Source organism: Ruminococcus sp. RTP21484sp1_RTP21277st1_D2_RTP21277_210401, from assembly GCF_040924225.1.
GTDB lineage: Bacteria > Bacillota > Clostridia > Lachnospirales > Lachnospiraceae > Blautia_A > Blautia_A faecis.
Genome location: NZ_JBCOMJ010000017.1, coordinates 80,964 through 103,078, shown reverse-complemented (window position 1 = coordinate 103,078; position 22,115 = coordinate 80,964). Strand labels below are relative to the sequence as shown.

Genomic DNA, 22,115 nt, shown 5'->3' with positions numbered 1-22,115 from the left:
AAGATAGAATCAGATAAAAGTACTTTCACATTCATCAATCGAAAATGCCAGGAGGTGATTGCTGTAAATGGCTGATGTAAACACCCTATTGAACAGTGATTTAGAGTCACGCTACGAAAAATACAAAGGCATTATTAAGAATTTTACACTCATGAGTGATATATTTATGCGAAACGTGTTCAAGAAAAGAGAATGTCTGGAATATGTTTTGCAGGTCATTATGGAGAAACAAGATTTACACGTGATTGATCAGATAATCCAAAAAGATTATAAAAATTTGCAGGGACGCTCCGCAGTAATGGACTGCGTTGCCAAGGATTCCACAGGCAAACAATTTGATGTGGAAATCCAGCAGGATAATGAAGAAGCTTCCCCCAAAAGAGCCCGGTACCATAGTGGACTGATGGATATGAATACCTTAAATCCTGGACAGGATTTTGAGGAACTGCCGGAAAGCTATGTAATTTTTATTACCAGGGACGATATTCTTGGATATGGACTTCCCATTTACCACATTGACCGGCAGATCAAAGAACTGGAAGAGGCTTTTCAAGATGAAGCACATATCATATATGTAAATTCCAAGAAACAGGATGATACACAACTGGGAAGACTGATGCATGATCTACACTGTAAAAAGGCAGATGAGATGCACAGTCCGATTCTTGCAAAACGAGTATATGAATTGAAGGAGACGCAGAAAGGGGTGGAACTTATGTGCCATGAAATGGAGAAAATTTATAGTGAAGGAATGGAAAGTGGAGAGAAACGTGGTATAGAAATGGGCGAGTTAAAAGCCAAAAAAGAAACCATCCTTTCGCTGGCTGAAATGGGAATCCCAGTTGATAAAATTGCGAAAGCCGTAAATCTCAGCGAAAAAGATGTCCAGAAATGGATTGATGAGAATTTGTGCATAATGAAATAAGTAGGATAATATTGTTGATGGGCAGGTCTGTTTCGGGCTTGCTCATTTTTCAAAGAACTTACTAATCTTTCACAAAATGAAGATTTTTATAATGTACCCTATAAGGTGGACACAACAAGCCAAAGGGATTACTTGAAATGTTGATTACCGCTAGGGAAAATAATATATGAGCGCCACGCCAGAAGAAAAAAAGAAGCGGTTACATAAAGATTTTGATATTGCCATGACAGAAGAATTTGAGAGTGAGGTGAGAGACATGTGTAATCTAAGTAGAGCTCTTGTAGACCAGGGAATTGAGCAAGGAATGAAACAGGGAGTTGAAAAAGAAAAAATGTCCCTGGCCCAAATGATGATCGAGGAAAAAGAACCTGTCGATAAAATTTCAAAATATACAGGCTATGCCATCGACAAATTAAAGGAAATTGCATCGGCAATGGGACAGACACTTGTGTAACATATGATTTTATAGGAAGAGGCTGTCGGGAAATAGACAGTTCTAAGAGAGGGAGGGTGTGACTCATATAAACACAATTAACAAAATGAAATCAAAAATGTAGTGGGATTTGAGGAATCAAAACGACTTCCAGATGGATCGTTCTTGATTCCTTTTTCTTTACAAATCGGTTACGTTCGCAGTACTGAAATTAGTGTATAATTGTAATAGTAAAAATCACGCACAATAAAGAAATAATCGGGTTTGTGTAAAATGAAAGGAACATTATTATGAAAGCAAGAATACTGGTGATAGAAGATGAAATGGCAATCAATGATCTGCTTTGTATGAATCTGGAAGCTGCCGGCTATGAAACAGTAGGTTATCTGGATGGAAATGATGCAAGTGAAGGAGTCGCACAGGACCATGAATTTCAGTGCGCCCTTGTGGATATTATGCTTCCGGGAAAGGATGGTTATACCCTGTTGCCGGAATTAAAAAAGTTTGGTATTCCGGTTATATTTCTTACGGCAAAGGCTGATGTTACAAGTAAAGTAAAAGGGTTAAAAGACGGAGCCGAGGATTACATAGTAAAACCTTTTGAAATGCTGGAGGTAATGGTTCGTTTGGAAAAAGTATTAGATCGTTATGGAACGGCACCGAAACAGATTCAGATAGACGATGTCATAATTGATACCGTAAGTCACATAGTTACGAAAAATGGAGAAGAAATATATTTAAAACCTATGGAATATAACTGCCTTATGGTGTTCGTAAAAAACCCAAATAAAGCACTTACCAGAAGCCAGATCTTGCAGGAACTGTGGAAGGAGGAATTCTGCGGAGAAACAAGAACTGTGGATGCACACGTTGGACGCATCAGAAAAAAACTAAGCTGGCAGGATAAAATCAAAACCATTCCTAGAATTGGTTATCGACTTGAGGTGGATTTATGAAGCTATTTACAAAAATTTTTTTACAGGTAATCTGCGTGGTGCTTCTGCTGTCATCTGGAATTTTTTTCTATACAACTTACAGGTGGAAAAATCAGAGCATACAGAATATCAACAGTTATGAAAATAGCAGGTTTCAAACAAATATTTCTAAGTTTGAAAACATGCTAATGCGGATTAAAAGTAAAATACAGGACACTGATGATAAAATCCGGGAAAAAATGATTATTTATGCTTTTCGTCAGGTATTCCACGACAGCGCCGTTTTATATCAGGATGGAAAAGAACAATATAATGGGACAAAATATGAGTTTGATCTGCAAAATATCAGAAACCTAACAAAAAACAAACATGATGGATTCGAAAATGACATCTATTGTGATAAACCACTGATCAGCAAAACAAATGGCAACGTATTTTTGCTCTTTTATTTTTCCAGTTACAGTTCTACAGACATGAACTATCAGATTGTCACCTACAAAGATATTACCAGTGTACAAAAACAGAGTCAGACACTGTTTTATCAGGCAGGAGGGTTTACCCTGTTTCTGGTTCTGTTTGTTGGCTTTTTCCTGTTTTTGACTTTGCGGAAAATTATGGAACCGCTCACAAGGCTAAAAGAAGCGGCTGTTTCTGTGGCAAATGGAAATTATGAGATAAAAGTGCCATCAGAGGGAAAGACGGAACTGGCACAGGTTGGGAAAAGCTTTAATCTTATGACAGGTAAAGTGAGGGAGCAGATTGAAAAGCTTTCTTCCGTAAACCAGGCACAGAGACAGCTGCTTGGAAGTTTGGCCCATGAATTAAAGACACCGATGACTGCAATCATAGGATATGCAGATACACTTCTAACGGTACGCCTATCTCCCAAGAGGCAGGAGATAGCGCTTGATTATATTAGAAATGAATGCCGAAGGCTTTCCAGGCTTTCAGTGAAAATGCTGGAACTTACCGGATTATATGAAACAGGTGAAGCAGAATTTGTTCCAGTGGAAGTTCAGATGAATCAATTTCTGGAAGATGTAAAAAAACTTGTTACTTACAGGCTTCAGGAGAAAAAAATTTGTCTTGAAATACATTGTAATCCAGAGGAGCTTAGAAAAACATTTGATCCGGACCTTATGATGAGTGCAGTGACAAATTTTATTGATAATGCAGTCAAGGCTTCCGATGAGAATTCAAAAATCGTACTGGAGGCAACCCAAAATCATTTATCCGTTCAGGATTATGGGAAGGGAATTCCAGAGGAGGATCTGAAAAGAGTAACAGAAGCTTTTTATATGGTCGATAAATCACGTTCCAGAGTAAAGGGAAGTGTTGGGCTTGGTCTTGCGCTATGCCAGAAAATTGCAGATATACATGGATTTCAGCTGGAAATTACAAGCCATCTGGGAAAAGGAACAATCGTATCTGTTTTATGGTAAATAATTGGAATTTACAGAACAGTTACAACTTGCGGAAGATTTGGTGTAATGAAAGATGCTATACTTGTAGACATAAACAGGAAGGAGAATTTATTTAACATGAGAAAAAACATAAATAAAATTGTAGGATTAACACTTTGTATAGGAATGCTCACAGGATGTGCCCAGACCCCGGAATCTTCCCTTGTAAAACCAAAAGGAAACAAGGCAGAAGATGCTTATACAGAAGCTGAAGGCGTAGATATAGTGAAGGAGGATTCTTCTGAAAATACAAAGGATAAGAACACAGCGGTAAGAACAACTATTCGAGACCTGCTCAATGCTCCGGAAACTTATAAAAGTCAGACTACAGATGACAGTGCAAAACTTGTAGTGAACACGGATGCCACCGTAGAAATACCGGATGTAGAAAAGATATCCGCAATTTCTGTCACGCCTGCAGAAGTTACACAGGATCTTCTTGACCGTATTACAAATGCCTTTTTCTCAGAGGCAAAGCTGTATACATCGGATAGCTATTATACCCAGACAAAGGATGAAATCAAAAAAACGTTGGATGAACTAAAAGAAGATGTAGCAAACGGAAATCTGGATCCCTATAACTATGGAACAGATGAAGATGGAAATTATATTTATGACATTTATGGAGAAATTGAGATGTATGAGCAGGAATATGAGTCTGCTCCGGAAACGAAGACTCTGGTAGAAGGAAGACCTGTTGCAGGCTCCCATGAGACAGAAAATGGTACTGCGGAAAATGAATTCTCCGGTGTTGCACAGATGCCGGATGGATCGGAATATTTTTACAAGACATCTTCCTCCGGATCCGATACCTTATCTGTCAAAATCCGAAAAACGGCAAAATCTAGCGGGGAAAAGCTGCCTGCGGACACGACCTGGTCTGAGTATACTTCTTTCAGTGAAGGAGAAAAACCTACTGAGGAGTCCATTGGGATTTCATTAGATGAAGCAAAAAAAATGGTACAGGAAAAAGTAGATAAAATGGGGATTACAGATCTGCAGTTTTCAGACTGGAGTTATGCATTGTGCAATAATCTTGAAGAAGATAATAGTTTAAGTAATCTTGGAAGCGGATATGCGATTTATTACACACGTACTATAAACGGTGTTCCGATTACTCAGACAATGGCAGATGGCGGTGCTTTGGAAGATATGGACAGCACTATGGAAACCTGGTCTTATGAAAGTCTTTATTTCTTTGTCGATAAAGATGGAATTGAAAGCATGTCTTATTCAAACCCTTATACCATAGGAGAGACAAAAACAGAAAATTTAAACCTTCTTCCATTTTCTGAGATTATGAAAACATATGAAAAAATGATGGTAGTAACCAATGCAGATAATATGGAATATGAAAAATCAAGAGTTTATGACATTGACCGGATTGTTCTGGGCTATGCCAGAATTTATGAACCATCCACAGATCCGCATACAGGTCTTCTGGTTCCCGTTTGGGATTTCTTTGGAAGCAGAAAAGTGGAAGGTGACTATGATGGGAATAGTTACTCGGACATCACAGACTATCCAAGCTGGAGCTTCCTTACCATTAACGCCGTGGATGGCAGTATTATAGACAGGGATCTGGGCTACTGATATGAAGCAGGTACTTGGAATTGTACATTACAATTTCTTTGGCTATTTTCGAAATCCAAAAGTCATTTTTACCTTCCTTCTGGAATTTGTACTTAGCTTTCTTCTCACTGGAAGAATCATGGTTGTTATGGAAAACTATGATACACCGGTACAGGCCGTAGAGCCATTTCTTTGGACCTTTGGGGATGGAACAGCAGTACTGCTCAGTTCTCTTCTGTTGCTTCTGCTGTTCTCAGACCTGCCAAAGATGACACCAGTTACTCCATATCAGTTAATTCGAACAACAAAGAAAAAATGGCTTTTGGGACAGTTTATTTATATTATTCTTGTGACTGCTCTTTATACAGTATTGATGCTGATATTTACATCTGTACTGTGTATGAAGGACAGTTATCCGGGCAACCTGTGGAGCGAGACTGCTGCCATGCTCGGATATTCTGAACTGGGGAAAAACTTGCAGGTCCCCTCTACAGTAAGAGTCATGGAGAGTATCTCTCCGTATGGCTGTATGCTGCAGGTTTTTCTCCTGTTATTCTGCTATTCCCTGACACTTGGTTTTGTGATCCTTGTTGGAAATCTTTATAAAGGAAAAACAAAAGGCATGGTGTTTGGACTTCTTTATAGTGTATTTGGATTTTTACTGGAACCCAGTGTGGTAGCCGCAATTTTGCATAAGGAAAAATATGAAATGTATCAGGTGAATGTACTGATCTGCTGGATCAGTCCTTTGAACCAGGCTGTATATGGAAAACATAACTTTGGCTATGATCCATTACTTCCGACCATCTGGCAGTCCTGTATGTTCTTCGCAGGTATTTTATTTGTTCTTATGGTTCTGGCACTTCGCAGGATGAAAAAATATCCCTTTGAATTTCTGGGAGAAAAAACATAATCAAAAGGGGAAATATCTATGCGGGTAGAAACAAAACGTATGCTTCTTGGCAGGAGTTTCCTGGCGGCATGGCTGATTGCCTGCTTTTCTATCGCAGCAGGTCAGACTTATCCAAGTTTGAAAAAAGCATTAACATGTGGAACTTTTATCAGCCTGCTGGATGGTTCATTGAAAAGTCAGATGGTATCTTTTGCCATCCCTGTAGCTGCGGTACTGCCGTGGAGTGATTCTTTTTTACAGGAGTATAAAAGTGGATTTTTAAAAGCTGCATTTCCCAGGACAAACCGCAGGCTATATGTGGAAGGAAAAGTCTTTTCTGTTATGACATCTGGATTTTTAGTCTGGATATTTGCTATAAGCACCATACTTCTTGTTAATTTTGTTATATTTTATCCTATGGAAATAAAAGGCAGCTTTCCAAAGGAACAGTTTCTGGAGCTGCTTATGAAAGCTCTTAGGATGGGACTGATCGGAAGTATTCTAAGCACTTTTGGTGGAATCTGTGGTACCTTATGGAATTCAGCTTATATGGCATATGGGATTCCTTTTGTCAGCTATTATTTTGGAATTATACTTCATGAACGCTATTTCAAAGACCAGATCTGGTTTTACCCAGTGGAATGGATTCTGGCAGATGGAAACTGGGGAACGGATAAAGCGGGACTGTGGTTATTTCTGCTATTATTTTTATTGGTGTTAATGGGAATTTTTGGAGGTGTTTTAAATGGAAAAGTGGAAGAAATCTGAATTTCAAAATACCTGTGTGAAAATAGAACACGTAACCAAAAGGTTCGGGGAAGATCTGGTATTAAAAGAAGTAAATCTTACCTTAAAGGTGGGACAGGTTTACGGCGTTGTAGGAAATAATGGCTCTGGCAAAACAGTACTTATGAAATGTATCTGCGGATTCCTTCCTGTTACCACAGGCACCATCCGTGTTTTCGGAAAAGAAATCGGTCGTGATGTAGATTTTCCAGAAAGCCTTGGTGTCATCATTGAGACGCCTGGCTTTCTTACCCAGTATACAGGTGTAAAGAACCTGGAAATACTGGCAGATATGAAAAGAATGATTTCAAAGGCAGATATCCGCCTGATCCTAAAAAAAGTAGGACTGGATCCGGATATGAAAAAGCCGGTTGGAAAGTACTCTCTTGGAATGCGGCAACGCCTTGGAATTGCACAGGCCATTATGGAAGATCCTCGCTTCCTGATTCTGGATGAACCATTTAACGGTCTGGATAAACACGGCGTGGCAGAGATCAGGGAACTTTTGCTTGATTTAAAGGCAGCTGGAAAAACCATTTTATTGGCAAGCCATAATGATGAGGATATCCGGATTTTATGTGATCACGTATATGAGATGGATGGCGGAGTTTTAAGAGAAAGGACAGCCTGAAAATGGGAAAAAAATTTGTGAAAACCACATTCGCAATATTAAGTTTCATGATGCTTCTGCCGACATCTGTTTTTGCAGAAGATGCAGGGAATATGGAAGCTGCTTTTGTGGGAGAGTCTGTTCTGGAAGCAGATCAGTCAGCTTCTTATAGTGATGCAGACAGTACATTGCCTTTTGAAGAGGAAAAAAACAATCCTACAGATGAGAAGATTCCGGAAACTGAGGAACAGACTCCTGAAAAAACGGATTCGGAAAATCAAAATTCTGACCTGGATGGATTTATATCAGGAGACGCTTCTGCTGAGGACGAAAAGAAGACAATCCATGTCATAATAGAAAATGGAAATACTGATACAGATAATGGAACACAGATTACAGATCCTGTTATAGATAGTGGGGATTATTCTGCTGGAGAGTATAGTGGAGGCGGTTCTTCTGCCAGCTTGTCTGGTGAGAAAATACTACATAAACCGCAGGTTCTTTTAGAGGATAACAATCTTTCCGGACAAAATCTAAAAGCAGGCTCTGTCACAGAAATGTCACTGACATTCCGGAATAAAAGCCGTAGCCAGAATGTATTTGGTCTAAAGATTTCTATTTCTGCGGATACAAAGGGAATTGAATTTGAGAGAAACTCTTTTTATGTTCAGAGACTGACTCCAGGAGAAGCAATTACCCTGAAGCAAAAGGTCACTATAGCAGAGGACTGTACTCCAGGTCAGGCAACAGTTTCTTTTTCTCTGGATTACGAAGATTCAAAAGCGACGGGAGCGACAGGTACAGAAACGCTGTCCTTTCAGATCACTCAGCCGGCGCGTGCAAAACTGGAAGCTTCTGATATTCCTTCCGTTTTATATACCATGGATACGGTAGAAATTCCGGTGAAAGCAATGAATCTTGGAAGGGATAAGATATATAATGCAAGTGTCCGGCTGGAAGCAGACGGATTGAACCCAAAAGAGTCCGCTTTTTTAGGAACATTAGAAGCTGGAACCGCAGTACAGGGAAGTCTCCGTGTGTATGTAAAAGGAAAATCAGAAGAAGATGACGGTTCTTTTCCTGGCAGGATTACCGGAAAACTGATTCTTACTTATGAGGATGCAGCCGGCAATTCCTATGAGGAAAGTACAGAGTTTGAGTCTGAGATTAAAGAAGCTAAAATCCAGTCTTTAAAAATAGAGGATGACCAGGAAGAAACAAACAACTGGTGGTATTCCGTTATTGCAGTTATTGCAGTACTGCTTGTTTCTGTGATTCTACTTCTTTTGGGTAAGCTTCATAAGAAAAACATACTTCTGGAAGAAACCAGAAAGGTGGATGCCCATTGAAAAAGAATAGAATAGATAGTTTTACCTGTTTTGTAGGTTTTCTTCTGATATTGGCATTATTTTTCTCTATAAAGCTTTTTGCAGGAATACAGGATGGGAAAAAACAATACTTGGCACTGGTTTCCCTTGGAGACCTTACTTATGATGATGATTTTTTGAAAAAGGCAAAAAAAATAGAAGGGATAAAAGAGATATGGCCCGTTGTGGAAATTCCAGTAACCATCAAGATTGAAGATTATACGGAAACAGCCACCTTTTTAGGAATAGATCTGAATGCGTTTGGAGAAAATCCAGAGCAGAATGATTTAGGAAATACACCGGTGTTGTTGCTTGGAAGTAAAGCATTGCAAAACATGAAAGACTCAAATAATCATTCCATTTCAAAAAAACAACAGGAAAAATTCCTGCAAATGGGAGAAAATCTAACCATTTCTTATGCACTTGCTGGAAATACAAAAGAGCTTTCTGGCGCGGCAGATCATCTGGTATCCTTGACTGGGCACGAAGAAAATGAACAGCAAACTGTTTATCTTCCATGTAAAGTAACTGCCGTAACGGAAAATGAAGATATCTATATTCCTTTATCACAGGCGCAGGAGCTTTGCAGTGAGATGGGTGAGCCGCTTAAAATTACAAAAATTTATTTGAAAGTGAATGGAAAAATGAATCTGGAGAAGGCAAAAAAATTATTTGAATAAGGTATTCTTGCAAAATTAATTTGTATCAATCTCTGGTATTCATTTGACTAACTATTGTATTTTGTGCATGTTTTATGTAATTTTATCCATGTACTTATTTAAAAGAAAAGTATATACTTTATTCTTGTAAATAAAAGTATTTTATTCCCCTAAGGCTTGCTCCATTGTCTGCATGACAGGCAATGGAGGCCTTCTTCCAACGTATTAATCATAATAAATTGGTATTTTTGTAAATTGTACCATATAATGGAAAACTGTTAGATTGTGATCTTTTAGATACAATTTAGCAGTTTTTTATATGATGGAAATCCAATACAAAAAACCACTTTTTCATGCTATACTTCATTTATGAATTATAGCAAGAGCAACACCAATAAAAAGGTCTGGGCAGGTTTCCGTTTTGGGAAAGAATGTAATTTATAGTAAATGAGTAGAAATTGCGATTGTTTTTTGGTACAATATATTGATTAGTAGTGAAATAGCTGGCGGGATTTATGCGTAAGAGTGAAACTTTTATCCTGCCTTAGCCGAAGATATCCCAGACTTTGTTCGGGAAAAGGGTGTGAATATATGGTAAAAATTATTTCAGACAGTACCTGCGACCTTTCACAGGAATTATTGCGAAAATATGAGATTGACATTCTTCCGCTTCATATTCTTCTGGGTGATAAAGAATATGAAGATGGAAAAAACATTACTCCGGATCAGATCTATGCCTGGTCTGATGCAAACAAGACAACACCTAAAACTTCTGCACCTGCCCTGGCAGATGCCATGGAGCTTTTTCGCCCCTATGCAGAGGCTGGAAGGGAAATTGTCTGCTTTTCTATTTCAGCAGGTATGTCCACTTCTGGAAATGTGATGCGCCTTGCTGCTGAAGAACTGGGGGCTTCTGACCGAATAAAAGTAATCGATTCTGCAAACCTTTCTACCGGTATCGGCCTTCTTGTAGTAGAAGCTGCAATTATGGCAAAGAATAACCGGACAGCTTCCCAGATTGTTTCTGAGATAGAGAAGTTAAAACCAAATGTGAGAGCAAGCTTTGTGGTAGATACCCTTACTTATTTATACCGTGGCGGACGCTGCAATGCAGTAGCGGTTATGGCCGGAGGTGTTTTAAAACTGCATCCCAGGATTGTAGTGGAGGATGGTGCAATGAATGCATCTAAGAAATACCGTGGAAAAATTGCTTCTGTTGTCATGAACTATGTAAAAGATATGGAAAAAGATTTAAAAAAAGCGAGACCTGAACGCGTATTTATAACACATTCTGGCTGTGAACAGGAAACTGTAGAAAAAGTGAGGGCTTATCTGAAAGAACTTGACATTTTTGATGAGATACTGGAAACCAGGGCTGGCGGTGTTGTATCAAGTCATTGCGGACCTGGTACGCTAGGTGTTTTGTATATTGCAAAATAAAGAATGCATTGCGATATCTGCTATATGCTTCATTACTATAAACCCGCAGTAACACGAATATATTTCGTATTTACAGAAGCACTGGAAGAAAATGGTATTCTGACTCAGAAATAATAAAAAACAGGACAGCAAAGGAGAACAAGCCTATGCCAACATTAACAATCATTATATCACTCATTATTTTAGCCGTTTACATTTTCTTACTGGTTGCTAATAAAAGTAATCCAAAAACAAATGGAATGCTGATGGTTGTACAGGGAGCTTTATGGACTGTGATCGCAGTAAGCAACTGGGCTGAGAATACGGTTGTAAACCGGAGTTGTTACATTATAGTAATTGTTTTATCGTTTATCTGTGGAATCCGGGAGCTTATTAAGCAGCATTAAAAAATGAGAATGGCTAAAACTGTTCCTTTAGGTGGAGATGTTAAAAATGATTCATGATTTAATGTACATTGAACTTAAAACGGGATATTCAGATGATGGTCCGGCATGGATCGGATATGTGAAAACTTCAAAGAGTAAGAAAACAATCTATTTTAATAACCATGCCTTTCAAAAATATAATGGCAATTATTCCAATTATATAGATATTGAGAATGGCGACGAATATTGGATTTCCGGGTTGAAGAAGAAAGAGAGTAATCGTCATTGGGATGGACATGGAAAAATCATGATCGACCGCAGAGCTGTTAATGAATATCTGTCTCTGATTGGAGAAAGGGAGCTACCGCTAAATTTGTTTGAAGTGACTGATATGGAAGATAGCTTCCCCATTGAAAGAGTAAATAGAGTATTGAACCAGAAGATTACAAGTACTGATAATTTTGAATAACCATAAGGGAACACTTCAGCTGACAAAAGGGAATGTCTAATGAGCTGTTCTCTTTTTGTTATGCTATGACTCAAAAAAATATAATTTTTTTGAGACGTCCGTCAAAAAAAGCCGACTTTATAATTGAGAACATTTTTGAGGAGGTGAACATCATAGACGATAAAAAAATAATAGAACTCTACTTTGAAAGGAATCAACAGGCAATTAAGAAAACAGATATAGAATATGGAAAGCTCTGTCACAAAATTGCCTATAATGTCCTGAATAACCGCCAGGATTCGGAAGAGTGTGTAAATGACACCTATTTAGGAGTATGGAACAGAATCCCACCTGCAAGGCCAGGCAATTTTAAATCTTATATTTCCACAATCGTCAGAAATATTTCCATCGATAAATTTAGAAAACTAAAAGCCCAAAAACGATCAGCCAATATGGTTATGGCATTGGATGAACTTGCAGATGTACTGCCGGATGAAAGGTATGCTCCGGGCAGGAATGATGAAGAGATTGGAAAATCGATCAGTATTTTTCTTTACAAACAAAAAGAAGAGATCCGGAGAGTGTTTCTTCTAAAATATTTTTATTTTGAATCTAACATAGCTATTGCAGAGAGATGTGGTTTTACTGAACGCAAAGCATTAATGTTTTTGCATTCTTTGTTGGTATGGTTGCAAGTTACTATTTGTATTCAAACTATATTGCAGGATTTTTTCCAAGAAGCTATGCGGTGGTTTGGTTTGGATTTACATCTGTTTCTCCATTATTGGCTTTTATCTGCTGGTATACAAAGGGGAAAGGAAAAGTGGCATTTATACTGTCAGCTCTGATTTTGGCAGTGTTGTTCAATATGTGCTTTCTATATGGATTCGGATATTTTAGTGCATGATACCTATTGCCGGATTGTTATTCGTCATGCGTCCTTTGACGCTGCCCGTATGCTGGTGGCAAGGTGGAAACGGGAAATCTCCCTTGAATATTTGACCGAAGAAAAGTTTGTCCCGCTAAGCACCACAGACGAGTATCGCACATCTGCAAAAGCACACGGTATCATCACAAGGGGAGACGACTGCTATCGGAGGTAATCATATGACAAATCAGAGTACAATAGATAAAGAGGTCAAGAAAAAGAGTCGTAAAAAACCGGAAGTTAAGATATATAAAATATCAATACTTGTTCTAAAGAACTAGCACATCTTCTGTAGATTCTGTATCTTTTGATTATCCATCAGTATACTAATTTTAGAGCGAATTATCGTTCTGAAGGAGGTGTTACGATGGATTTAAAAGCGGTTGGTCAGCGAATCAAGGCTGCAAGAGAGGCAAAAAATCTTACACAGGAAGAACTGGCAGCGCTGGTAAATTTAAGTACAACACATGTCAGTGTGATAGAGAGAGGACTAAAAGTAACAAAATTTGATACCTTTGTAGCGATAGCCAATGCACTTGATATATCGGCAGATGCACTGCTGATTGATGTCGTGACACATTCTGTCACAGGTGTTACCAATGAATTGTCTGAAATGATAGAAAAATTACCAAAGAACGAACAGAAAAGAATTTTAAATGCAGTCAGAGCTTTTGTAGGCTAATAGAATTAACTGCAAAATTGAAGGGCATAAAGCTCTTCTTTTTTTTATGGATTCATTTGTAAAACATGTCTTTTTTCGCAATCAAAACCATGATATTATAGTTCTAAAGAACTATATATAATTCTTAAAAATAGATATAGGCAAAATGCAGGATTTGAAGATGTTAATCTGTCTGTGCAGAAAGAACGAAAGAAAGTAACACTTAAAAGAGACAAATCGGTATTGAAAGAAGTAACAGATTATGCAGTAGGACAGTTAGAAGGGAATGAATGGAAATATGAAGAGAAGTATCATTGCAGTGATCTCAGGAGCAGTGATCTTGATAATTGCGGCAAAAAGTATTTATATGAAATCTGAATCCGGTCATAAGAAAGGTGAACCGGATGTAGTTGGAACATTTTCCATAAATCGTGATGAAAATATAACTGTGGTCGCTAACCGGGAAAATATTGAAGATAGAGAAGCGTTTGCAAGAGAACTATTGCAGATGTACAAGGATGATTCTTTTCATTCGACAAAATTCTCAACAGACCATGGATATGCGACGAGCCTTGATATGTACATTTATTTATGGAAAGAGGATATTGAAGAAGGAGAGTCGGTAATGACAGCCGAATATAGGCCTATAGAATACGGAAAGGACTATGACGTTGTCAATAATCCTGATAAATTTCAACTATATATAGATGGAGAAGAGATTGAGTAAGAATTTCCTGTGGGCAAACCTTTTATCATATTTTTTAAAGAAAGATTAAAGAATAACAATACAAGCCTTTGGATAGCTGACACCACGCTGCCCGCAGGAGAAAATCTGCGGGCGTTTTTCTATTTATATGATTTTCCATTAAATCTCAATTTTGGAAAGAAGATGACTATCTTAAAGCCCTTTCCCCATTGGGAAGCAGCTTCCAGACGAAGGTTTAGATCGTCAGCCATCTTCTTAACCAGGTAAAGCCCTATACCGGTGGCTTTCTTTCTGCTGTCAGTAAAATCCCCGGTAAAGCCCTTCTGAAAAATATACGGCAGATCATATTTTTTTACACCGATGCCGTTATCCTCAACTGAAAGGACATCTGCGGTCTCCGAATGTATCATAGAGATCGTTAGCATGGGACTATCGCTGCTATATTTTATGGCATTGCTCACGATCTGTCCCAACATAAACTGAAGCCCTCTACGGTCTGTATAGACTGTTTCAGATTGCAGTTTATTGAGAATTACAAACTGCTTTTCTTCCAGAAGTGGGGCATAGTCCTCCAGAACTTCCCCCAAGCAGTCATTCAAATTGATATCCTCAAACTGATAATCCTTTGTACTGCTCTTTAACCGGGCATAGTATAACATTTGAGTGACATCCTCCTGAAGCTGACTGCGGACATAATCCAGCTTTGCTTGCAGGGGAGGAGATATTTCGTCGCTCCGATTATCCAGGAGCATAGTCAACAGCGATAGGGGCGTTTTCGCTTCATGTGCCCAGCCCTCCACATATTCTTCATAGTCCTGTAGGGCATCTGCCATACTGTTACTCTCAGTTTTGTGTTCCTGTAAAACGGATGCCAGAAGCTGGATAGATTCTCCTTCTTCCCGGCTGATGGCACTGAGCAGCCGTTCCCTGTTGCAGATGGTAGGATCACTGAGGAAATCCCGGAACAGCTCTCGGCGGGTGGTCTCCCGCTTGTTTAGCACAAACAGGATCGCTGAAAACAGAAGGATGCTTGTCAGAACCACTAACCCAATCAAGGTCTGAAATGCCTGAATGTCAGAAATCCAAAGAATGATAGAACAAAAGCAATCCACACCCAGCAGCAACAGCAGCCAAGGGTAGTACCGTTCTATTATGCGCCAAAACTGCTTCATGGAGATACCTCCGCTTCCAAACGATAGCCCATCCCACGAACCGCAACGATTCGTTGCTTCATCTCCAGACCGGACATCGTCTTTTTCAACCGGGTCAGGTTAACCTGCAAGGCATTTTCGTCTATGTATTCTGTGGTTCCCCATAGTGCTAAGCAAAGCTGCTCCGTCGTGACCAGAGCATCACCACTGGCCAAAAGAGCAACCAACAGTTTTCCCTGATTTTTGGGAAGCACCACAGAGGTGTTATGAATATAAAGTGTGTAAGTCTGCTGGTCCAACAGGAAATCCAATCCCTCTATGAGGTTGGTACGGCCTTCATACCTTTTGAGAATATTGGATACCCTGGCAAGAAGCCGGTCTTTTCTGCACGGCTTCGTCAAATATTCATCTGCACCCAACTGGAACGCTTGCAGTTCATCCTTTACCTGGTCTCTGGAAGTCAGCACCAGGACGGGGATAGCGGTTTTATTCTTTAGCTCCTGGCAGATTTGAAAGCCACTGATTTCCGGCAAATTCAGGTCTAAGATCACAAGGTCAGGACGGAGGGCTGCCAAGAGCCGAGCGGCATCTTCAAACTCGGTGATTGCCTCCACAAGATACCCGTCCTTTTGGAGCATATTGCAGAGCTCTTCCCGCATATAGACTTCATCTTCCACAACAGCAATTCTTTTCACGACAGCACCTCCTTCCAAATTATTCTTCTCTCTGTGGCTGCATCAGTGTCAGCAAATACCGATCACTGGAGCGCTTGACCACACTCATATAAACACATTCTATCACACAAAGTAGCAAAATCATAGCAGCAGATACAGGTAGCATTTCAGACACTGTCCCACGGGTTCGTGACGAGAGTATCCCTGTAAACAACGCTCTGACTCCAAACAGACTGCTGACAGCTGCAACCAATACAGGAAGTCCCATAAACCACGAAATCTGCTTTCTGGCGGACTGGCAAAGGCTTTCGTAAGTGGCTCCCAAGCGGATCAGGGTCTGGTATCTACGCCCGGTTTTCTGCTGGCTCATCAGGAACTGAACACCCACAATGGTGTTGGCAACCACCAGGAACACAATCGCCAGATAGAGGGTAATATAGATGGATGCTACGGTGTAGAAAAGCTGGCGGCCCATATTCTGAAGATAGCTTTCATATTCAAGGCCAGTTTCGTTCAGCTTCTCGCTCAAATTTAAATATGCAGTCATAAGGCTATTTCCTTCCATAGCCTGCTTACTGAGTACCGCATTCACATACGTATCATACATTCCTTGGGTATGATAGAGGAAGGCTTCATCTGGAAGAATCAATGCAAAGGACAAAGTAATAGAACGGTCCGCGACCAAATTCACAGACTGAACCTCTCCTGTAAGATGAATCGGACTGCCAACCAGTTCCGTTTCAGGATGTTCAGTAAGTATGCCGTTCAGCATTGCGGTGCGATTTACAGTAGTGAAGTCGGAACCTATATAAACAGCGGCTTCATCCTCACTTAATTTAATGACAGGTTTGCCGGACAATTCCAGTAAACGATTATAGTCTGACAGACAAATTAGATACGGATCTGTGGCATAACCAAGAGTGTTCAAAAGGACATCCCGATCTTCCGACTGGGGCAGGCTCCGAAGAGATTCCATAACAGCATCCATGCTGTAGGCATTCTCGTAATCTTCTGTGGTGCGAATATGCCCAACCTTCATTTCAAAAAGCTCAGAAAACTGATTTTCCAAACCGTTTTCGTTCAGGGTTTTCTGTATATTCAAAAGAACCTGCGCCGAATCTTCAACGGTATAATCTTCAAAGGTATAGTCAATTACATGGTCGGTGGATAGATTGTTTGTCCCTGCGATTCCTAAGCCTGCACCAAAGCAACACAGTGCTGCAAGAATCAGCAGAGAGCTGATAGCCATAGAGCTTGACTGATGAATGACATTCTCCTGAATCTGGCGGAAAGTAAATACATGAAGCTGCTTTTTTCCTTTGCCTTTTTTAACAATCAGAGCAATCAGTGCCCGCATTCCGTAGAACAGCAACATCGTACCAGCCGAACCTAACAGTAAAGTCAGTCCCATCATACTTACCTTTGTCCATGCAATTCCTTGAATTGCCATGTAATAAGCCGTTGCCAACATCACACTTGCACATACAGCAGCCAGCCCATAGAAAATAGAAGGCATTTGCTTTTTGGGACGGTTCGCTGGCTGGGATAGCAAAGTACCGATCTCCTGGCGGCTGATCCGTCCACTCAAAATCAGAAGTGCCGTCAGCTTAATTGCCAGAAATCCTGCCAACGTCCATTCAATCGCAGACCAAGATAAAGAAAACTGATGACCGATGATTCCCATGCCTACTAGCTTGGCGATGACAAGACTGACAATTTCTGAAAGCACCACAGCCACAGGTAAACCTATGAGCATGGCAAGAATACTAGTCAGGCAATCTTCCGCCAGAAGCATACCAAACAGTTTATTTCTACGCATCCCCAACATTAGATAAACACCAAACTCATGCCGTCTGCGCTCGAACTGATACTTGCAGGCAAAATAGATCAAAAAGAAAAGAATACCCAAGGTCATTCCGTAAAACACAGGAATCAGAAGCAAGAGCCTGTTCACGGCATCGCTCTCCATCTTCTGCAAAAAGATCATAACATCCTGAGTAGAGATGGAAAGAATCATGTAAAAGGCAACAATAGAAATCACCAGGGAGCTGAAAAACAGACCGTTTTCCTTTCGGCTGCGACGGCTGTTCCGAAGAATGAGATTAGAGAACATTTGCGCCGCCCCCTCCCATTTGCGCCATCACTTTTAGGATGCGCCCGTAGAACTCCTGCTGGGATTCGTCTCCACGTCGTAGCTCATGAAAGATCACGCCATCCTGGATGAACAGGATGCGCTTACAGAAGCTGGCGGCATTGGAATCATGGGTTACCATCAGGATCGTAGCTTGTTCGTAATGATTCAGGTCGGACAGCTTCTCCATAAGACTTCTTGCGTTCTTAGAATCCAGCGCACCCGTCGGCTCATCGGCAAGAATCATTTGAGGATGCAAGATCAGAGCCCTTGCTGCCGCAACACGCTGACGTTGACCGCCGGACATCTTGGACGGAAACTTATCCAGAACATCAGTGATTTCCAGATAGTTAGTCAACTGCTTCAGCCTCTGGCTGCTTTCTGCTTCGGATACCCCATGCAAGGAAGTCGGAAGCAGGATGTTTTCTCTGCCAGTCAGGTTGTCCAGCAATTCAAAGTTCTGAAATAGATAACCAACTTTTTTGCTACGGTACTCTGCAAGAGTCTTTCCCTTGAGCGATTGCAAAGTATCCCCATCCACCTGAATGCGTCCGCCTGTGGGCTGAATCACAGTTGCAATACAGTTGAGAAGCGTGGATTTACCGGAACCGCTGCTTCCCATAATACCGAGAAACTCTCCCGGCATGACCTGAAAAGTGATTCCGTTCAGGGCTCTCGTCTGGTTTGGCAAAGTCCCATAGACTTTGGTAAGATTTTCAATATTCAAAATTGGGTTCATATGAATACCTCCTATCCATTTTTAAGTAAATGATAGCACAGAAACACAATATATAACACTTACAGTCGCTGTAAGAATTCTGTTCCTGTTTTCAGAACAAGAATGACGCATCAAGGGGGGAGAAGTATATGTTTTGTAAGAACATCGGATGGCAATGAAAAAATATGCCGGCCTGCATGGATGGCATCCTCGGCAATCAGAAGCTCTGTCAGCTTATCCATCGCTTTCCGGTAAGCCTGCTCTGTACCGCTGGCGGTGCTTCCCTCAAACATAACCGCCAGTTCTGATATGATACCCTCAAGTAGGTTTTTATATTTTTATGCCCTACTTGAGGGTATCATATCAGATATTCTGAAAAATTTTATAGGAAGGATCTATTATAAAATTGACATAGGAATGCGGTAGAGTATAATTACAATTGAATACACTGAAAAATGGAGGAATCACATGAAAGCACACAAATATTGGTCGTTAGGAGCATTTATTACCATGATTGGAACTGTTTATACAGGATATAAAGGCTTAAAATCAAGTCACAAATATTTTGCACTAAGCTCTCTGCTTTGTATGATAATGTCTATCTATACAGGACACAAAATGATTTCTGGCAGTAAAAAAACAAGAAAGAAAGCGGAAGCTACAGAAACGGAGGATTAAAAAATGTTGGAAACAGGAACAAAAGCCCCTGATTTTGAACTGCCGGATCAGAACGGAAACATGCATAAATTAAGTGATTATGCCGGAAAGAAAGTAATTTTATATTTTTACCCGAAAGATAATACAGCTGGCTGTACGAAACAGGCATGTGGCTTTTCAGATCGGTATCCTCAGTTTACAGAAAAAGGAGCTGTTATCCTTGGTGTTAGTAAGGATTCAGTAGCTTCTCATAAGAGATTTGAAGAAAAATACGGACTGGCATTTACCTTATTGGCAGATCCGGAGCGCAAAGTGATTGAGGCATATGACGTTTGGAAAGAAAAGAAGAATTATGGAAAAGTCTCTATGGGAGTAGTAAGGACGACCTATCTGATTGATGAGCATGGAATTATCATAAAGGCAAATGATAAAGTGAAAGCAGCAGATGATCCTGAAAATATGCTGAAGGAATTGGCGTGATGAAGATTATATTATCACCGGCAAAAAAGATGGTTACGGATACGGACAGCATAGCACCCGTAGGAATGCCGGATTTTCTTGATAAGACAACGAAGATACTGAGTTGGATGAAGAGCCTGGAAAAAGAGGAACTGAAAGCAATCTGGAAATGTAATGACAAGATTGCCAGGCAGAACTTTGACAGATTAGAAAATATGGATCTTTATCACATGCTTACTCCAGCTATTTTGTCTTATGAAGGAATTGCATTCCAGTATATGGCACCAGCAGTGTTTGAAGACGGACAGTTTGAGTATATCCAAAAGCATCTGAGAATTTTATCCGCATTTTATGGAAACTTAAAGCCACTGGACGGTGTGAAACCATATCGCCTGGAAATGCAGGCAAAGGTTACAATAGGAAATACCCGAAATTTATATGACTATTGGGGAGATCTGCTATATCAGTCCGTTATTGATGACAGCCGGATCATTATTAATCTGGCATCAAAAGAATATTCGAAATGCATAGAAAAATATCTGTCACCAAAAGATACGTATATAACGATTACATTTTGTGAATTATCCGGAGAAAAGCTGGTAACAAAAGGTACTTATGCAAAAATGGCCCGCGGCGAAATGGTCAGATTTATGGCAGAAAGAGGGATTGAAAATCCAGCTGATATACAAGAATTTAACAGACTGGGCTATAGGTTTAGAGAAGACTTGTCATCAGAGAAGGAATATATTTTTGAACGGTTGTCTGCACTGTAGTGTGGTATTGCATACTAATAAAACTACATAAAATCATAGCAGAATAATAAAACTGTAATCAGGCATTTTGAGAGAGGAAGCACTGATTGTTTTGAAAGAATACTTTGCTACTCACAAGAAAGGCTGATATACCTCCAGTTTGCAGAAAAAAATGCTGGACCGGAGAGTAAAAAATACGATAATTTATATAAATGGCCTATCATAAACCTAAAGCTGAAAAGAAGGATTGATAATTTTGAATGACCATAAAGCAACTTTTGATGTTGAAAGTAACTTTGAATATCGTAGACATACAATGTCTGGTTGAAAATTCGTGGATTCTCATTTTATGTCGTGGTAATTTTGTTACATATTGGTAAACTGTAAGTGGAAGAGAGGTAGAGACATGGACACAAAAAAGATCGGAGCTTTTTTAAAGCAATGTCGTAAGGAAAAGAATCTGACACAAGAGCAGCTTGCTGAGAAATTCAGAGTGTCTGCAAGAACAGTTTCCAGATGGGAAACAGGAACAAATATGCCAGATCTTAGCATACTTGTTGAGCTTGCTGAATATTACGATGTTGAAATGAGAGAGCTCCTGGATGGAGAAAGGAGCCAGGCTATGAATAAAGAGATGAGAGAAACTTTGGACAAAGTTGCAATGTATGAAGAATGGACAAAACGAAAAGCACTACAGGCTGGAAATCTTGCCTTTGCATCAATGTTTGTGATTGGTGTAATGGCAATTATTATTCAAATGTTATTGACAATAAATATTCGTTTTATTTTAGGAGAGACAGTAAGTGTTTTAGCCGGAGGAATCCTGTATGCAACTATTATGATATACAATGGAATATGGGATAAATGTTTGCCCCAAAATACTACTGTATGGAGGGATTTTCTTACCAGCGTATTATGTTCAGGAATTTTTGCTTTCCTCTATGGCGTATGCTTGTTAAGAATGGGAGCTACAGAAACACAGATAACACGATTAGCTTTTGAATTTTGGATCGGTATTACTATTGTCGCATTTATTATTCTTAGAATTCTGACATTTATCAATCGGAAAAAGAAACAAAATCCAACAAATACTCAAAATATAAAAGAAATTTCACCATTATCTAAGATGGAATATATCAAGATTTACAATGCACAAAATATAATAGAAACGGAACAACTCATGGAAATGTTAAGACAAAATGGAATAATGGCTTTTTCACAGGAGGCAAGTGCGAATGTTGCGATGCATGGGGCACCTGGCTTTGGAATATATGGAATGGATATATTCGTAAAAACTGATGATGCAGAAAATGCAGTAGAGCTGATTAAGGAGATTCGAAATCAAGAAAAGCAGTAGAAAATTGGTATTCTTGATAAAAAAAA

General features: G+C 39.7%; 26 protein-coding genes. 21 read left to right on the top strand and 5 right to left on the bottom strand.

The window, feature by feature from the left end; translation table 11 throughout:
- Window positions 1–67 precede the first annotated feature (67 nt).
- From AB5706_RS12770 to AB5706_RS12690, 17 genes are all read left to right on the top strand, one after another.
- Window positions 68–925: an Rpn family recombination-promoting nuclease/putative transposase gene (locus AB5706_RS12770; protein ID WP_256144503.1), complete on the top strand. Its 858-nt coding sequence runs from the start codon at window positions 68–70 to the stop codon at window positions 923–925.
- Window positions 926–1,091: 166 nt separating this feature from the next.
- Entirely contained in the window at window positions 1,092–1,379 is a 288-nt protein-coding gene (locus AB5706_RS12765; RefSeq protein WP_148463282.1) for a hypothetical protein, read from the top strand.
- Window positions 1,380–1,648: 269 nt separating this feature from the next.
- Window positions 1,649–2,314 (top strand): response regulator transcription factor, encoded by a 666-nt coding sequence (locus AB5706_RS12760; RefSeq protein ID WP_173717240.1) that lies wholly within the window; start codon window positions 1,649–1,651, stop codon window positions 2,312–2,314.
- Window positions 2,311–3,735, top strand: a complete 1,425-nt coding sequence (locus tag AB5706_RS12755; RefSeq protein ID WP_368366120.1) for a sensor histidine kinase — start codon at window positions 2,311–2,313, stop codon at window positions 3,733–3,735. The genes AB5706_RS12760 and AB5706_RS12755 overlap by 4 nt, the downstream gene beginning before the upstream one ends.
- Window positions 3,736–3,834: 99 nt before the next feature.
- Window positions 3,835–5,349 (top strand): DUF6034 family protein, encoded by a 1,515-nt coding sequence (locus AB5706_RS12750; RefSeq protein WP_368366119.1) that lies wholly within the window; start codon window positions 3,835–3,837, stop codon window positions 5,347–5,349.
- Between the two features lies 1 nt (window position 5,350).
- A complete protein-coding gene (locus tag AB5706_RS12745) occupies window positions 5,351–6,241 on the top strand; it encodes a hypothetical protein (RefSeq protein WP_294432102.1) in 891 nt (296 codons plus the stop codon).
- An 18-nt stretch (window positions 6,242–6,259) separates the two neighbouring features.
- Window positions 6,260–6,988: an ABC transporter permease gene (locus AB5706_RS12740; RefSeq protein ID WP_227200884.1), complete on the top strand. Its 729-nt coding sequence runs from the start codon at window positions 6,260–6,262 to the stop codon at window positions 6,986–6,988.
- A complete protein-coding gene (locus tag AB5706_RS12735) occupies window positions 6,966–7,637 on the top strand; it encodes an ATP-binding cassette domain-containing protein (protein ID WP_117854462.1) in 672 nt (223 codons plus the stop codon). Before AB5706_RS12740 ends, AB5706_RS12735 begins: the two co-directional genes overlap by 23 nt.
- A gap of 2 nt (window positions 7,638–7,639) precedes the next feature.
- Window positions 7,640–8,965, top strand: a complete 1,326-nt coding sequence (locus tag AB5706_RS12730) for a COG1361 family protein (RefSeq protein WP_148463287.1) — start codon at window positions 7,640–7,642, stop codon at window positions 8,963–8,965.
- Entirely contained in the window at window positions 8,962–9,663 is a 702-nt protein-coding gene (locus AB5706_RS12725) for a hypothetical protein (protein WP_226841042.1), read from the top strand. Before AB5706_RS12730 ends, AB5706_RS12725 begins: the two co-directional genes overlap by 4 nt.
- A gap of 570 nt (window positions 9,664–10,233) precedes the next feature.
- A complete protein-coding gene (locus AB5706_RS12720; protein ID WP_173719100.1) occupies window positions 10,234–11,082 on the top strand; it encodes a DegV family protein in 849 nt (282 codons plus the stop codon).
- Window positions 11,083–11,228: 146 nt separating this feature from the next.
- The gene (locus AB5706_RS12715) at window positions 11,229–11,468 is read left to right on the top strand and encodes a hypothetical protein (RefSeq protein ID WP_117854469.1); all 240 of its coding nucleotides are present in this window, start codon (window positions 11,229–11,231) and stop codon (window positions 11,466–11,468) included.
- 46 nt (window positions 11,469–11,514) lie between these two features.
- On the top strand, window positions 11,515–11,916 hold the full coding sequence (locus AB5706_RS12710) for a mannose-1-phosphate guanylyltransferase (protein WP_173719099.1): 402 nt from the start codon (window positions 11,515–11,517) through the stop codon (window positions 11,914–11,916).
- Window positions 11,917–11,948: 32 nt separating this feature from the next.
- On the top strand, window positions 11,949–12,743 hold the full coding sequence (locus AB5706_RS12705; protein ID WP_226815834.1) for an RNA polymerase sigma factor: 795 nt from the start codon (window positions 11,949–11,951) through the stop codon (window positions 12,741–12,743).
- A gap of 51 nt (window positions 12,744–12,794) precedes the next feature.
- Window positions 12,795–12,998: a hypothetical protein gene (locus AB5706_RS12700; protein ID WP_195590185.1), complete on the top strand. Its 204-nt coding sequence runs from the start codon at window positions 12,795–12,797 to the stop codon at window positions 12,996–12,998.
- A 192-nt stretch (window positions 12,999–13,190) separates the two neighbouring features.
- Window positions 13,191–13,505, top strand: coding sequence for a helix-turn-helix domain-containing protein (locus AB5706_RS12695; RefSeq protein WP_173719098.1), 315 nt, complete (start codon window positions 13,191–13,193; stop codon window positions 13,503–13,505).
- Window positions 13,506–13,770: 265 nt separating this feature from the next.
- Complete coding sequence (locus AB5706_RS12690) at window positions 13,771–14,211, top strand: hypothetical protein (protein ID WP_226815833.1); 441 nt, start codon at window positions 13,771–13,773, stop codon at window positions 14,209–14,211.
- 119 nt (window positions 14,212–14,330) lie between these two features.
- Here AB5706_RS12690 and AB5706_RS12685 read toward each other — a convergent pair whose 3' ends face one another.
- From AB5706_RS12685 to AB5706_RS12665, 5 genes are all read right to left on the bottom strand, one after another.
- Complete coding sequence (locus AB5706_RS12685) at window positions 14,331–15,362, bottom strand: sensor histidine kinase (RefSeq protein WP_173719097.1); 1,032 nt, start codon at window positions 15,360–15,362, stop codon at window positions 14,331–14,333.
- On the bottom strand, window positions 15,359–16,036 hold the full coding sequence (locus AB5706_RS12680) for a response regulator transcription factor (RefSeq protein ID WP_023922618.1): 678 nt from the start codon (window positions 16,034–16,036) through the stop codon (window positions 15,359–15,361). Before AB5706_RS12680 ends, AB5706_RS12685 begins: the two co-directional genes overlap by 4 nt.
- 19 nt (window positions 16,037–16,055) lie before the next feature.
- Window positions 16,056–18,128, bottom strand: a complete 2,073-nt coding sequence (locus AB5706_RS12675) for an ABC transporter permease (protein WP_173719096.1) — start codon at window positions 18,126–18,128, stop codon at window positions 16,056–16,058.
- Entirely contained in the window at window positions 18,118–18,885 is a 768-nt protein-coding gene (locus tag AB5706_RS12670) for an ABC transporter ATP-binding protein (RefSeq protein WP_173719095.1), read from the bottom strand. Before AB5706_RS12670 ends, AB5706_RS12675 begins: the two co-directional genes overlap by 11 nt.
- Window positions 18,886–18,995: 110 nt before the next feature.
- Window positions 18,996–19,157: a hypothetical protein gene (locus AB5706_RS12665; protein ID WP_173719094.1), complete on the bottom strand. Its 162-nt coding sequence runs from the start codon at window positions 19,155–19,157 to the stop codon at window positions 18,996–18,998.
- Window positions 19,158–19,332: 175 nt separating this feature from the next.
- Here AB5706_RS12665 and AB5706_RS12660 point away from each other — a divergent pair, with 175 nt between their 5' ends.
- From AB5706_RS12660 to AB5706_RS12645, 4 genes are all read left to right on the top strand, one after another.
- Window positions 19,333–19,542, top strand: coding sequence for a DUF6219 family protein (locus AB5706_RS12660; RefSeq protein WP_148462673.1), 210 nt, complete (start codon window positions 19,333–19,335; stop codon window positions 19,540–19,542).
- A gap of 3 nt (window positions 19,543–19,545) precedes the next feature.
- Window positions 19,546–20,001: a thioredoxin-dependent thiol peroxidase gene (bcp, locus tag AB5706_RS12655; RefSeq protein WP_148462672.1), complete on the top strand. Its 456-nt coding sequence runs from the start codon at window positions 19,546–19,548 to the stop codon at window positions 19,999–20,001.
- Window positions 20,001–20,753: a peroxide stress protein YaaA gene (gene yaaA / locus AB5706_RS12650; protein WP_173719093.1), complete on the top strand. Its 753-nt coding sequence runs from the start codon at window positions 20,001–20,003 to the stop codon at window positions 20,751–20,753. The genes bcp and yaaA overlap by 1 nt, the downstream gene beginning before the upstream one ends.
- A gap of 385 nt (window positions 20,754–21,138) precedes the next feature.
- Window positions 21,139–22,089, top strand: coding sequence for a helix-turn-helix domain-containing protein (locus tag AB5706_RS12645; RefSeq protein WP_173719092.1), 951 nt, complete (start codon window positions 21,139–21,141; stop codon window positions 22,087–22,089).
- Window positions 22,090–22,115 lie beyond the last annotated feature (26 nt).

Bases quoted from the DNA above. Each gene is read 5' to 3' on its own strand.
- AB5706_RS12770 (WP_256144503.1), top strand. From the start codon at position 68: ATGGCTGATGTAAACACCCTATTGAACAGTGATTTAGAGTCACGCTAC.
- AB5706_RS12765 (WP_148463282.1), top strand. From the start codon at position 1,092: ATGAGCGCCACGCCAGAAGAAAAAAAGAAGCGGTTACATAAAGATTTT.
- AB5706_RS12760 (WP_173717240.1), top strand. From the start codon at position 1,649: ATGAAAGCAAGAATACTGGTGATAGAAGATGAAATGGCAATCAATGAT.
- AB5706_RS12755 (WP_368366120.1), top strand. From the start codon at position 2,311: ATGAAGCTATTTACAAAAATTTTTTTACAGGTAATCTGCGTGGTGCTT.
- AB5706_RS12750 (WP_368366119.1), top strand. From the start codon at position 3,835: ATGAGAAAAAACATAAATAAAATTGTAGGATTAACACTTTGTATAGGA.
- AB5706_RS12745 (WP_294432102.1), top strand. From the start codon at position 5,351: ATGAAGCAGGTACTTGGAATTGTACATTACAATTTCTTTGGCTATTTT.
- AB5706_RS12740 (WP_227200884.1), top strand. From the start codon at position 6,260: ATGCGGGTAGAAACAAAACGTATGCTTCTTGGCAGGAGTTTCCTGGCG.
- AB5706_RS12735 (WP_117854462.1), top strand. From the start codon at position 6,966: ATGGAAAAGTGGAAGAAATCTGAATTTCAAAATACCTGTGTGAAAATA.
- AB5706_RS12730 (WP_148463287.1), top strand. From the start codon at position 7,640: ATGGGAAAAAAATTTGTGAAAACCACATTCGCAATATTAAGTTTCATG.
- AB5706_RS12720 (WP_173719100.1), top strand. From the start codon at position 10,234: ATGGTAAAAATTATTTCAGACAGTACCTGCGACCTTTCACAGGAATTA.
- AB5706_RS12715 (WP_117854469.1), top strand. From the start codon at position 11,229: ATGCCAACATTAACAATCATTATATCACTCATTATTTTAGCCGTTTAC.
- AB5706_RS12710 (WP_173719099.1), top strand. From the start codon at position 11,515: ATGATTCATGATTTAATGTACATTGAACTTAAAACGGGATATTCAGAT.
- AB5706_RS12705 (WP_226815834.1), top strand. From the start codon at position 11,949: ATGTCTAATGAGCTGTTCTCTTTTTGTTATGCTATGACTCAAAAAAAT.
- AB5706_RS12695 (WP_173719098.1), top strand. From the start codon at position 13,191: ATGGATTTAAAAGCGGTTGGTCAGCGAATCAAGGCTGCAAGAGAGGCA.
- AB5706_RS12690 (WP_226815833.1), top strand. From the start codon at position 13,771: ATGAATGGAAATATGAAGAGAAGTATCATTGCAGTGATCTCAGGAGCA.
- AB5706_RS12685 (WP_173719097.1), bottom strand. From the start codon at position 15,362: ATGAAGCAGTTTTGGCGCATAATAGAACGGTACTACCCTTGGCTGCTG.
- AB5706_RS12675 (WP_173719096.1), bottom strand. From the start codon at position 18,128: ATGTTCTCTAATCTCATTCTTCGGAACAGCCGTCGCAGCCGAAAGGAA.
- AB5706_RS12670 (WP_173719095.1), bottom strand. From the start codon at position 18,885: ATGAACCCAATTTTGAATATTGAAAATCTTACCAAAGTCTATGGGACT.
- AB5706_RS12665 (WP_173719094.1), bottom strand. From the start codon at position 19,157: ATGTTTGAGGGAAGCACCGCCAGCGGTACAGAGCAGGCTTACCGGAAA.
- AB5706_RS12660 (WP_148462673.1), top strand. From the start codon at position 19,333: ATGAAAGCACACAAATATTGGTCGTTAGGAGCATTTATTACCATGATT.
- bcp (WP_148462672.1), top strand. From the start codon at position 19,546: ATGTTGGAAACAGGAACAAAAGCCCCTGATTTTGAACTGCCGGATCAG.
- yaaA (WP_173719093.1), top strand. From the start codon at position 20,001: ATGAAGATTATATTATCACCGGCAAAAAAGATGGTTACGGATACGGAC.
- AB5706_RS12645 (WP_173719092.1), top strand. From the start codon at position 21,139: ATGGACACAAAAAAGATCGGAGCTTTTTTAAAGCAATGTCGTAAGGAA.